The sequence below is a fragment of the Listeria farberi genome (assembly GCF_014229245.1).
Classification (GTDB): domain Bacteria; phylum Bacillota; class Bacilli; order Lactobacillales; family Listeriaceae; genus Listeria; species Listeria farberi.
In genome coordinates, this window is the sequence record NZ_JAARZJ010000015.1 from 22653 (window position 1) to 36126 (window position 13474).

The following is a 13474-nucleotide window of genomic DNA, read 5'->3' on the forward strand; positions in this document are numbered from 1 at the left end:
GTTGTATCGAGTGTGGAAACGTGCTAATATAGAAATACATTTTACTAAGAAAGGACTGAGGGACATGCTTAGAATGAGAAATATGCTAGAAAAAAACAACCAATCAAGACAGAAGATAATAGGTATTTCTTTAACGTTCCTTCATGACCCAGTAGTGTCTTTTCAAGGTAGCGTCCGTTAAGAGTTAAGTCCTTCAATCTTTCTTGATTGAGGGACTTTTTTAATACCTAAAAATAAACTTGAAAGAAGTGAGTCAAATGACAGTGGGAGATCTGAGTAATTTAAACAGCTAGGAAGAGAAGTGGAGACATTCATTTCTCTATTAAACAGAAAATGAGGAATAGAAATGCTAACATTAAAAGGAAAGTATAACGAAGCAAAAGTTTTTACAGATAACGTTGATGACAATACAATTGGGCAAATTATTACACTATGCAATCAATCGTTTGCGAAAGATAGTAAGATTCGGATTATGCCTGATACGCATGGCGGTAAAGGCTGTGTGATTGGAACGACAATGACAATTCAAGATAAAATTGTACCGAATTTGGTTGGAGTGGACATCGGTTGTGGGCTATATGTAGTGAAACTAAAACCTGGCAAGTTAAAAATGGATTTTGATAAGCTGGATAAAGTTATTCGCGAACGAGTGCCATCTGGAAGCAAAACACACGATAAACCTGTGGATGAATTTGATTTGGAAGACGTAGTTGCGCCAATTCATCGCGGCTGGGTAGCTAGGAGTGTAGGGACGCTTGGTGGCGGGAACCATTTCATTGAAGTGAATCAAGGTTCTGACGGTATTTACCTTGTAATTCATAGTGGAAGTCGGGTGCTTGGTAAAGAAATCGCGGAATATCACCAAGAAGTAGCTTATAAAGGATTAGACATATTGCGTAAAGAATTGAAATTGGACGCCACTGCTGCGAAAAAACGCGGCAATTTAGAAATGGCCAACAACTTGAATAACGAGCGCGAGCAAGTGAAATTGGATTATGACTTATCCTATGTGACGGGCTCTGATTTGAAAAATTATTTAAATGACATGGAAATTGCACAAAAATTTGCTGCTCGTAATCGTTACGTCATGGCAGAAACTATTTTAAAAGCGATGAAGTGGGATAAAGCAGTTGTTTCAGCGTTTGATTGTGTGCATAATTACATTGATATTGATAACCACATGCTCAGAAAAGGTGCGACATCTGCTCAGCTTGGGGAACAAATTATCGTTCCGCTTAATATGCGCGATGGCAGCATCCTTGCAACTGGAAAAGGAAATGCAGATTGGAATTACTCGGCGCCGCACGGGGCGGGAAGGATGCTAAGTCGCTCCAAAGCAAAAGCACAAATCAGTTTAGAAAGCTATCAGGCAGCAATGAAAAACGTTTGGACTACTTCTGTTTCTAAAAAAACAATTGATGAAGCTCCAAAAGCATATAAATCAGCTAAACAATTACTTGTTGATGTAGAAGATACAATGGAAATTCAAGAAATAATTAAACCGTTATACAATTTCAAAGCATGAAGGGAAAGAAGCGGCAAATATATACTTCAATTAAGTAAGAATTGGAGAGTTATATGAAACTGCAAAATTTAAGGGATGTGTTTTATGTGGAAGATACTTCGGATAGAGATATTAAATATGTAAATATAGAGGAATTCGATTTGTCTTGGTATTTTAATAGTGAAGGGATTAAAATGTCGGATGAGGAAATGAAGTATATAAACCCCCTTGCTAAAGCATATAGTAGCAATATGTGGGAAAAGTATATTAGTCATCGGCATCACCATTTTGAGCAACTTGATTTTGAGGACAAATTACCTTCGTTAGCAAAAATGGATTACAATTGGCTAGATGATTTGGATAATGGTATATATGAGGATTTTAGTAATTATCTGTTAAGAAGTATAAACTACAATCAACAAGACACCGTTTTAGCGTTTTGGCTAAAGGACTATGCTGTAGAAACGGAGTGGCATTTTTTTATAAAACATTGGTCTGAATTCCTTTTTGATCAAGGCGTTATATTAATAAATATTTCAAGGGAACAAATCTTGATGTTTTGTTCAAATGGCACTTTGTTAAGAGGAATAAGTTCTTTTAATTAGGAATTTTCAAGAAACCCTTATATAACTTCAAAACATAATGAAAAAGAAGCGGCAAATATTATAACATGTCGCTTCTTATTTTTCTAGAAAAATATTTGACATAGGTGGAGAGATGTTGTATTATAGTATAATGCCAAAAGAATCTATACCGTTTTTTTGCGTTGCATTTTATTTCAAAATATGACAAAAAATGAAGCGTTTGCGCGGTTTTTGGTGCTATAAATAAACATGGATGTGGTTTTCAGAAATAGTTGATGAAATCCGCTTTCTTTTTGTCTAAAGCAGCAATTTTTTCTTTTTGAAGTTCCACTTGATTTCGACCTAGGTTTTGTCTGATTGCGACTATGCGAATCAGATGTACACAAGGTAGCAGGAAACTTTTGATGAACGATGTTTAAGGCTGATGAAGGAGTATGGAAGTACTTACTTTTGAACGATTTAACTTAAACATCGGGTGCGGGGGGTTCCACTGTTTTTGTGCCTAAAAGAGAAGTCAGTGTGCTTATAAATTTTTTAATTAATTTGAGGGGTGAATAGTTTGTCAGGACATTCAGGACATGATGTAAAATATGGACGGCATCGTACGCGTAGAAGTTTTGCGCGAATCAGTGAAGTACTTGAATTACCAAACTTAATTGAGATTCAAACAGCTTCTTACCAATGGTTCTTAGATGAAGGGCTACGTGAGATGTTCCGCGATATTTCACCAATTGAGGATTTTGCGGGTAATTTATCTTTAGAATTCATTGATTACGATCTTGGAGAACCGAAATACTCGGTAGAAGAATCTAAGAACCGTGATGCAAACTATGCGGCTCCACTACGCGTGAAGTTACGCCTAATCAACAAAGAAACCGGCGAAGTAAAAGACCAAGAAGTATTTATGGGTGATTTCCCACTAATGACTGAAATGGGTACGTTCATTATTAATGGGGCAGAACGTGTTATCGTTTCCCAATTAGTTCGTTCTCCAGGTGTTTATTTCAATGGAAAACTAGACAAAAATGGTAAAAAAGGCTTTGGTTCTACTGTCATCCCTAACCGTGGGGCTTGGCTTGAGTATGAAACAGATGCTAAAGACGTTGTACACGTTCGTATTGACCGTACACGTAAATTACCAGTAACTGTTTTACTTCGTGCACTAGGCTTTGGTTCCGATCAAGAAATTATTGATTTAATTGGGGACAACGACTACTTGCGCAATACACTTGAAAAAGACAACACTGACAATGCTGAAAAAGCACTTCTAGAAATTTACGAAAGATTACGTCCGGGTGAACCCCCAACAGTTGATAACGCTAGAAGCTTACTAGTTTCTCGTTTCTTTGATCCAAAACGCTATGATCTTGCAAGTGTTGGACGTTATAAAATCAACAAAAAATTACATCTGAAAAACCGTCTATTCAACCAAACATTAGCAGAAACTTTAGTGGATCCAGAAACTGGTGAAATTATCGCTTCTAAAGGTGATATTTTGGATCGTCGTAATTTAGATCAAATTATTCCTAATTTAGAAAACGGTGTAGGTTTCCGTACACTTCGCCCAACTGATGGAGTGATGGAAGATAGCGTACTCGTTCAATCTATTAAAATCTACGCACCAAATGATGAAGAAAAAGAAATCAACATCATTGGTAACGCGTATATTGAAGAAAATGTAAAACACATCACGCCTTCTGATATTATTTCATCCATTAGCTACTTCTTTAACTTGCTACATGGTGTTGGCGATACAGATGACATCGATCACCTAGGTAATCGTCGTCTTCGTTCTGTTGGCGAACTTTTACAAAACCAATTCCGTATCGGTTTATCCCGTATGGAACGTGTGGTTCGTGAGCGTATGTCTATTCAAGATATGACTACAATTACGCCACAACAATTGATTAATATTCGCCCAGTAGTTGCATCTATCAAAGAATTCTTTGGTAGCTCACAGTTGTCTCAGTTTATGGATCAAACAAATCCACTTGGCGAACTTACGCATAAACGTCGTCTTTCGGCGCTTGGACCTGGTGGTTTGACGCGTGAACGTGCTGGTTATGAAGTACGTGACGTGCATTACTCTCACTATGGCCGTATGTGTCCGATTGAAACGCCAGAGGGACCAAACATTGGTTTGATCAACTCCCTTTCTTCCTTTGCGAAGGTAAATAAATTCGGCTTTATCGAAACGCCTTACCGCCGCGTAGATCCTGAAACAAACCGTGTTACAGATAAGATTGATTATCTAACTGCGGATGAAGAGGATAACTATGTAGTAGCACAAGCAAACTCGAAATTAGACGAGCAAGGTACTTTCACAGAAGAAGAAGTTATGGCTCGTTTCCGTTCAGAAAACTTAGCGGTAGAAAAAGAACGTATTGACTACATGGATGTATCTCCTAAACAGGTTGTATCTGTTGCGACAGCATGTATTCCGTTCCTTGAAAACGATGATAGTAACCGTGCGCTAATGGGAGCGAACATGCAACGTCAAGCAGTTCCTCTTATGCACCCTGAAGCTCCATTTGTTGGAACAGGTATGGAACACGTATCTGCAAAAGACTCTGGTGCTGCTGTAACTGCTAAACATGACGGTATTGTAGAACACGTTGAAGCTCGCGAAATCTGGGTTCGTCGTGTATCTCTAGTGGATGGCAAAGAAGTAACTGGCGGAATCGATAAATATACTTTACGTAAATTTGTCCGTTCTAACCAAGGTACTTGTTATAACCAACGTCCAAACGTAGCAGAAGGTGACCGGGTTGTTAAAGGAGAAATCCTTGGTAACGGTCCATCAATGGATTCCGGTGAACTTGCTCTTGGTCGTAACGTACTAGTTGCGTTCATGACTTGGGATGGTTATAACTACGAGGATGCGATCATCATGAGTGAACGTCTTGTAAAAGATGACGTTTATACTTCGATTCATATTGAAGAATTCGAATCAGAAGCTCGTGATACAAAACTCGGGCCTGAAGAAATGACTCGTGATATTCCAAATGTTGGGGAAGACGCTTTACGCGACCTTGACGAACGTGGAATTATCCGTGTTGGTGCTGAAGTAAAAGACAACGATCTTCTAGTTGGTAAAGTAACACCAAAAGGAGTTACCGAATTAACTGCAGAAGAACGTTTATTACACGCTATCTTTGGTGAAAAAGCACGGGAAGTTCGTGATACTTCATTACGTGTACCTCATGGCGGCGGCGGAATCGTGCTTGACGTGAAAATCTTTACTCGTGAAGCTGGCGACGAACTACCACCTGGTGTAAACCAATTAGTACGTGTTTATATTGTACAAAAACGTAAAATCCACGAAGGCGATAAAATGGCCGGACGTCACGGTAACAAAGGGGTTATCTCCCGTATTTTACCTGAAGAAGATATGCCATTTATGCCAGACGGAACACCTGTTGACATCATGCTTAACCCACTAGGTGTACCATCTCGTATGAATATCGGACAAGTACTTGAGCTACACTTAGGTATGGCTGCTCGTGCTTTAGGAATTCACGTTGCAACTCCAGTATTTGATGGAGCGAATGAAGAAGATGTATGGAGCACTGTGGAAGAAGCCGGTATGGCCCGCGATGCGAAAACAGTTCTTTACGACGGACGTTCTGGTGAAGCATTTGATAACCGTATCTCTGTTGGTGTAATGTACATGATCAAACTTGCCCACATGGTTGATGATAAACTACATGCTCGTTCAACTGGACCTTACTCTCTAGTAACGCAACAACCGCTTGGTGGTAAAGCACAATTTGGTGGACAACGTTTTGGTGAAATGGAAGTATGGGCACTGGAAGCATATGGTGCCGCTTATACTCTTCAAGAAATCCTAACGATTAAATCAGATGATGTGGTTGGTCGTGTGAAAACTTACGAAGCGATTGTTAAAGGCGAAAGCGTTCCAGAACCTGGTGTGCCAGAATCCTTCAAAGTACTCATCAAAGAGCTTCAAAGTCTTGGAATGGACGTTAAAATGCTTTCTGCAGACGAAGAAGAAATCGAGATGCGTGATATGGATGATGACGACTTTACTAATCAAAATGATGCCTTCAATATCGTACAACCGGAAAATGCAGCCGCTGAAAAGACTGAGTAATTCGGTTCGATAATTGAGACTCCAAAACAATAAGAAACAATGATTTGTTTTTTGCAAAATATAAAATTAAGCGATCGCTGAGACTTTCTCTAAAAGTCAAGGAAGTGTGCGGGAATCCCCAAACACTTCCTAAAGCGAATGCTCCAAACTAATTTAGGAGGTTGGGCACTTGTTAGATGTTAATAATTTTGAGTATATGAAAATCGGTCTGGCATCTCCAGATAAAATTCGTTCATGGTCTCATGGTGAAGTAAAAAAACCTGAAACCATCAACTACAGAACGCTGAAACCAGAACGTGACGGCTTATTCTGTGAAAGAATTTTTGGACCAATGAAAGACTGGGAATGTTCTTGTGGTAAATACAAACGTGTTCGCTATAAAGGCGTAGTTTGTGACCGTTGTGGAGTAGAAGTAACGAAATCAAAAGTGCGCCGTGAACGTATGGGCCATATTGAACTCGCAGCTCCTGTTTCTCACATCTGGTACTTCAAAGGAATTCCAAGCCGTATGGGTCTTGTTATGGATATGTCTCCGCGTGCATTAGAAGAAATTATCTACTTTGCATCTTACGTGGTTACAGAACCAGGCGATACTCCACTTGAAAAGAAACAACTTTTATCTGAACGTGAATACCGCGTTTATCGCGAAAAATATGGTAAAGGTTTCTCAGCTGGTATGGGCGCAGAAGCTATCAAAAAAATCTTAGCCGATATCGACTTAGAAAAAGAAACAAATGATTTAAAAGAAGAACTAAAATCCGCACAAGGCCAACGCCGTACTCGTGCAATTCGTCGTTTGGAAGTTATGGAAGCTTTCCGTAATTCTGGCAACAACCCAAGCTGGATGGTACTTGACGTGCTACCAGTTATCCCACCGGAAATTCGTCCAATGGTACAACTTGAAGGTGGCCGTTTTGCAACAAGTGATTTGAATGACTTATATCGTCGGGTAATCAACCGGAACAACCGTTTGAAACGCCTTCTTGATTTAGGTGCACCAAACATTATCGTGCAAAATGAAAAACGGATGCTACAAGAAGCTGTCGATGCTTTAATTGACAACGGTCGTCGTGGTCGTCCAGTAACAGGTCCAGGTAACCGTCCGCTTAAATCCCTTTCTCATATGCTTAAAGGGAAACAAGGTCGTTTCCGTCAAAACTTACTAGGTAAACGTGTCGATTATTCTGGTCGTTCCGTTATCGTCGTTGGACCTAACTTAAAAATGTACCAATGTGGTCTTCCAAAAGAAATGGCACTTGAATTATTCAAACCATTTGTTATGAAAGAATTAGTTGGACGCGGTTTAGCACACAACATTAAGAGTGCTAAACGTAAAATCGAACGTATGGCTCCAGAAATCTGGGACGTATTAGAAGAAGTTATCCGTGAACATCCGGTATTACTTAACCGGGCGCCTACGCTTCACAGACTTGGTATTCAAGCATTTGAACCAACGCTAGTTGAAGGTCGCGCAATCCGTCTTCACCCTCTTGTATGTACAGCTTACAACGCTGACTTTGATGGTGACCAAATGGCGGTTCACGTTCCTTTATCCGCAGAAGCACAAGCAGAAGCACGTATTTTAATGCTTGCAGCTCAAAACATTTTGAACCCTAAAGATGGTAAACCAGTTGTAACACCTTCCCAAGATATGGTGCTTGGTAACTACTACCTTACTTTAGAACGTGAAAATGCTGTCGGCGAAGGTACTATCTTCAAAGATATTAATGAAGCACAACTTGCGTATCAAAACGGCTATGTACACTTACACTCTCGTATTGCTGTATATGCTGGTTCGATTCCAAATGAACGTTTCACTGATGAACAACGCAAACAATTATTAATTACGACTGTCGGTAAACTGATTTTCAACACAATCTTACCAAAATCGTTCCCTTATATTAATGAACCAACGAAATTCAACTTAGAAATCGAAACACCAGCAAAATATTTCGTTGATACAACAACTGATGTTCGTGCCCACATTGCGGCTCAAGAATTAATTGATCCATTCAAGAAGAAAATTCTTGGTAACATTATCGCGGAAGTCTTCAAGAAATTCCATATTACCGAAACTTCTAAAATGCTTGACCGTATGAAAGATCTTGGTTTCAAAATCTCGACTAAGGCCGGCATGACAGTGGGTATTGCGGATATCTTAACACTTGAAGAAAAACATGAAATTCTTGAAAAAGCACATGACACTGTTGAAAAAATCACTAAATCATTCCGTCGTGGTCTGATTACAGATGATGAAAGATACGAACGCGTTATTGCTGTATGGAATGCTGCCAAAGACGAAATCCAAGGAAAACTAATCTTGAGTTTGGACCGCTTAAACCCAATCTTCATGATGCAAGATTCCGGAGCTCGTGGTAACATTTCCAACTTTACACAGCTAGCTGGTATGCGTGGACTAATGGCTGACCCATCCGGACGTATCGTAGAATTGCCGATTACATCTAACTTCCGTGAAGGTTTAACGGTCTTAGAGTACTTCATTTCTACCCATGGTGCGCGTAAAGGTCTTACCGATACAGCCCTTAAAACAGCCGATTCCGGTTACCTTACTCGTCGTCTTGTTGACGTGGCTCAAGATGTTATCATTCGTGAAGACGATTGTGGCACTGACCGCGGTCTTACAATTAAGGCTATTCGTGAAGGTACTGAAATCATCGAACCACTGGAAGAACGTCTGGAAGGTCGTTATTCTCGTAAAACAATTCGTCATCCAGAAACAAAAGAAGTTATTGCACGTGAAAATGACTTAATTACAGAAGCAATTGCCAGTCAAATCGTTGAAGCTGGAATTGAAGAAGTAACTATCCGTTCTGCATTCACATGTAATACGAAACACGGCGTATGTAAAAAATGTTATGGTAAAAACTTGGCAACTGGTACAGAAGTCGAAGTTGGAGAAGCAGTTGGTATCATCGCTGCCCAATCTATCGGGGAACCAGGAACTCAGCTTACTATGCGTACATTCCATACAGGTGGGGTTGCCGGAGACGATATCACGCAAGGTCTTCCACGTATTCAAGAAATCTTTGAAGCACGTAATCCGAAAGGGCAAGCTATCATCACTGAAGTTGGCGGTGAAGTTGTTTCTATCGAAGAAGGTCGTGATCGTCAACAAGAAATCACTATCCAAGGTACAGATGACCGCCGTTCTTATAACATTCCTTACACTGCTCGCTTACGTGTAGAAGAAGGAAGTATTGTTGAACGTGGGGAAGCTCTAACTGAAGGTTCTGTGGATCCTAAAGCCTTGATTCGTGTTCGTGACGTATTATCCGTTCAAGAATATCTACTTGCTGAAGTACAAAAAGTTTACCGCATGCAAGGGGTAGAAATTGGCGATAAACACGTTGAAGTAATGGTTCGTCAAATGTTACGTAAAATCCGCGTAATGGATACTGGTGATACAAATATCTTACCAGGTACATTAATGGATATTCATACGTTTACAGAAGCCAACCGCGATGCTATCTTAAGTGGTAGCCAACCAGCAACAGGTCGTCCAGTTCTTCTAGGGATCACAAAAGCTTCCCTTGAAACGGATTCCTTCTTGTCAGCTGCGTCATTCCAAGAAACAACTCGTGTCTTGACAGATGCTGCTATCAAAGGAAAACGTGACGAACTTCTAGGACTTAAAGAAAATGTTATCCTAGGTAAACTTGTTCCAGCTGGTACAGGTATTGGTCGTTACCGCAAACTGAAATCCGAAGTTATCAAGGAAACAGCTGAAGTAACTGACGAAATCACAAATATTTAATTTTACAAAGCCAAGTGTGCCGTTCGCGTACACTTGGCTTTTTTTGTTATACTCTAGAAAAAGGAGTGAAGTGATTTGATTACACATGTTATTTGGGATATGGGCGAAACGTTAAATACCGTACCAAACACAAGATACGACCATCACCCTCTCGATACTTATCCAGAAGTAATGTTAAGGAAAAATGCCAAAGAAACGCTTGAAAAAGTAAAGCAACTTGGATTCAAACAAGCCATTCTTAGCAACACCGCAACGAGTGACACAGAAGTGATTAAGCGCGTATTAACTAATTTTGGCATCATCGATTATTTTGACTTCATTTATGCATCCAATTCCGAGTTACAACCAGGAAAAATGGAAAAGCCAGACAAAACTATTTTTGATTTCACACTAAATGCCCTTCAAATTGATAAAACAGAGGCAGTTATGGTCGGAAATACATTTGAAAGTGATATTATTGGCGCGAATCGTGCGGGAATCCATGCGATTTGGCTGCAAAATCCAGAAGTCTGTTTGCAAGATGAGCGCCTCCCCCTTGTAGCACCGCCATTTGTTATCCCAGTGTGGGACTTAGTCGATGTTCCCGAAGCCCTTTTATTATTAAACAAAATTTCTTCTTGACCTGTAATGCATTACACAGAGTAGACTAAAAAAGTAGAAGAAATTAGCCGGAAGGGGCGAACGAAATGACTGAAGTGAAAAAACAATTTCCAAAAGGATTTTTATGGGGTGGAGCAACTGCTGCGAACCAAGTTGAAGGCGCTTACGATTTAGATGGGAAAGGCCTTTCCACAGCAGATATGGTAAAATTCATTCCAAAAGAAGAACGCACGAAAGATCACGCATTAGATGTATCTAAAGCAGAAATTGAAGCAATTATTGCAGGGAAGGTAGAAGGAAGGTTCCCTAAACGTGAGGGTGTTGATTTTTATCACCACTATAAAGAAGACATCGCTTTATTTGCCGAAATGGGCTTTAAAACTTTCCGCCTATCACTAAACTGGGCGCGTATTTTCCCGAATGGTGATGACAAAGAGCCAAATGAAAAAGGGCTTGAGTTCTATGATAAAGTGTTTGATGAATTACTAAAATATGACATTGAGCCACTTGTGACGCTTTCTCACTATGAAACGCCACTCAATCTAACTTTAAAATATAATGGTTGGGCTGATCGTCGCGTTATCGGATTTTTCACAAATTACGCAGAAACAGTTTTCAAACGTTATAAAAACAAAGTAAAATATTGGCTAACTTTTAACGAAATTAATGTTATTTCACTTAGCGCGTATACTGGTGGCGGTGTGCTTTTAGAAGACGCGAAAAACCCACTGGAACTTTCTTACCAAGCAGGACATCATCAATTTGTAGCCAGTGCACTTGCAACAAAATTGGCGCATGAAATTATTCCAGGATCACAAGTTGGTTGTATGCTAGCGCGTATGGCGACATATCCTGCGACTAACAACCCAGATGACATCCTAAAAGCACAATACGAAAACCAACAAAATCTATTTTTCACTGACGTACATGCTCGCGGTGAATATCCAAGCTACATGAACCGTTTCTTCCAAGAAAACGACATCCACATTGTAAAAGAAGTTGGCGACGACGAAATCTTAAAAGCACACACTGTTGATTTCATCTCATTCAGCTACTACATGTCTCTATCCGCAACAGCTAGCCCAGAAGGCGACCGCTCTGCTGGGAACTTAATGGGCGGCGTGAAAAACGAATACTTGGAGTCGTCCGATTGGGGCTGGCAAATTGATCCGAAAGGCTTACGCTGGACACTAAATGATCTTTATAGCCGCTACGAATTACCACTTTTCATCGTGGAAAATGGCTTAGGTGCTTATGATACAGTGGAAGAAGACGGCAAAATCCATGATGATTACCGTATTGACTACTTGCGCAAACACATCGAACAAATGAAAGAAGCGATTGCAGACGGCGTAGATTTAATGGGTTACACAAGCTGGGGCCCAATCGACCTAGTAAGTGCCTCCACAAGCGAAATGTCCAAACGCTACGGCTTCATCTACGTAGACCAAGATGACTGGGGCAAAGGAACACTAGAACGCTCCCGCAAAGATTCATTCTTCTGGTATAAAAAAGTAATTGAAACAAATGGTGAAGATTTAGATTAATAAGTAGAGTGCAGTCCCGCTTTTTGGCGGGGCTGTTTTTTTATCTTTTTATGTCAATTAAAAGGACGGGAATCGCGATAAACCACGAGATATATTATGATGTATACGTTTGTCTTTTTATGGAACGGGAAAACATAGAGTGGAATTCAAAGAAAGAGGGCGTAAATATGGAACGACAAAGAAAAATTCAAATCTTAAAAGACATTGTGAATATTAATTCGACTAATGGGAACGAGGAAGAGGTTGCGAACTACTTACAGAAGTTGTTTGCTGCGTATGGTATTGAATCTGAAAAGGTACAATATGATGTAAACCGGGCGAGCCTTGTTAGTGAAATTGGTTCTAATGATGGAAAAGTTTTGGCGTTTTCAGGGCATATGGATGTGGTTGATGCTGGCGATGTATCTAAATGGAAGTTCCCGCCTTTTGAAGCAACGGAGCATGAAGGCAAACTATACGGACGTGGCGCGACAGATATGAAGTCTGGTCTAGCGGCAATGGTCATTGCTATGATTGAGCTTCACGAAGAAAAACAGAAACTAAATGGTAAGATTAGATTATTAGCAACAGTTGGTGAAGAGGTCGGTGAACTTGGAGCCGAACAACTAACACAAAAAGGTTACGCAGATGATTTAGATGGGTTGATTATTGGGGAACCAAGCGGACATCGAATCGTTTACGCACACAAAGGTTCAATCAACTATACTGTTAAATCCACTGGTAAAAATGCCCATAGTTCGATGCCGGAGTTCGGTGTTAATGCGATTGACAATTTGCTGCTATTTTATAATGAAGTAGAAAAATTTGTGAAATCGATTGATGATACTAATGAAATATTAGGCGATTTTATTCATAACGTTACTGTAATTAATGGCGGTAACCAAGTCAATAGTATTCCGGAAAAAGCGCAGCTGCAAGGAAATATTCGCTCAATTCCAGAAATGGATAATGAAACAGTGAAACAAGTGCTAGTGAAAATTATTAATGAGTTAAATAAACAGGAAGGCGTGGAGTTGGAGTTAATATTTGATTATGATAAGCAACCCGTATTTAGTGATAAAAATTCAGATTTAGTAAATATTGCTAAGCGTGTGGCAAGTGACATAGTCAAAGAAGAAATTCCTTTACTTGGTATTTCCGGAACAACCGATGCAGCAGAATTCACCAAAGCTAAAAAAGCATTCCCAGTAATTATTTTTGGTCCAGGGAATGAAACCCCTCACCAAGTAAATGAAAATGTTTCTATAGAGAATTATTTAGAGATGGTGGATGTGTACAAACGAATTGCAGTAGAGTTCTTTTAAGAGCTGTCAAACCTAGAATTGACGGTACTTTTGCGATAAAATAAAA

Annotated in this window: 7 protein-coding genes; all 7 read left to right on the forward strand. The window is 39.8% G+C overall.

Going from position 1 to position 13474, the window contains the following annotated elements; genetic code table 11:
- Window positions 1-346: 346 nt before the first annotated feature.
- On the forward strand, window positions 347-1525 hold the full coding sequence (locus tag HCB45_RS12780) for an RtcB family protein (RefSeq protein ID WP_185317816.1): 1179 nt from the start codon (window positions 347-349) through the stop codon (window positions 1523-1525).
- A 53-nt stretch (window positions 1526-1578) separates the two neighbouring features.
- On the forward strand, window positions 1579-2109 hold the full coding sequence (locus tag HCB45_RS12785; protein WP_221771111.1) for a DUF2947 family protein: 531 nt from the start codon (window positions 1579-1581) through the stop codon (window positions 2107-2109).
- A gap of 538 nt (window positions 2110-2647) precedes the next feature.
- Window positions 2648-6202, forward strand: coding sequence for a DNA-directed RNA polymerase subunit beta (gene rpoB / locus HCB45_RS12790; RefSeq protein ID WP_011701086.1), 3555 nt, complete (start codon window positions 2648-2650; stop codon window positions 6200-6202).
- A gap of 169 nt (window positions 6203-6371) precedes the next feature.
- Entirely contained in the window at window positions 6372-9977 is a 3606-nt protein-coding gene (gene rpoC / locus HCB45_RS12795; protein WP_185620144.1) for a DNA-directed RNA polymerase subunit beta', read from the forward strand.
- A gap of 75 nt (window positions 9978-10052) precedes the next feature.
- Window positions 10053-10598 carry an HAD family hydrolase gene (locus HCB45_RS12800; RefSeq protein ID WP_185620146.1) on the forward strand — a complete coding sequence of 182 codons (546 nt, stop codon included), beginning with the start codon at window positions 10053-10055 and terminating at the stop codon, window positions 10596-10598.
- Window positions 10599-10663: 65 nt separating this feature from the next.
- Window positions 10664-12124: a glycoside hydrolase family 1 protein gene (locus HCB45_RS12805; RefSeq protein ID WP_185620148.1), complete on the forward strand. Its 1461-nt coding sequence runs from the start codon at window positions 10664-10666 to the stop codon at window positions 12122-12124.
- Window positions 12125-12291: 167 nt separating this feature from the next.
- Entirely contained in the window at window positions 12292-13428 is a 1137-nt protein-coding gene (locus tag HCB45_RS12810; RefSeq protein ID WP_185317828.1) for an ArgE/DapE family deacylase, read from the forward strand.
- The last annotated feature ends 46 nt before the right edge of the window (window positions 13429-13474 follow it).

Coding starts and splice junctions, on each gene's coding strand:
- HCB45_RS12780 (WP_185317816.1), top strand. CDS start 347: ATGCTAACATTAAAAGGAAAGTATAACGAAGCAAAAGTTTTTACAGAT.
- HCB45_RS12785 (WP_221771111.1), top strand. CDS start 1,579: ATGAAACTGCAAAATTTAAGGGATGTGTTTTATGTGGAAGATACTTCG.
- HCB45_RS12805 (WP_185620148.1), top strand. CDS start 10,664: ATGACTGAAGTGAAAAAACAATTTCCAAAAGGATTTTTATGGGGTGGA.
- HCB45_RS12810 (WP_185317828.1), top strand. CDS start 12,292: ATGGAACGACAAAGAAAAATTCAAATCTTAAAAGACATTGTGAATATT.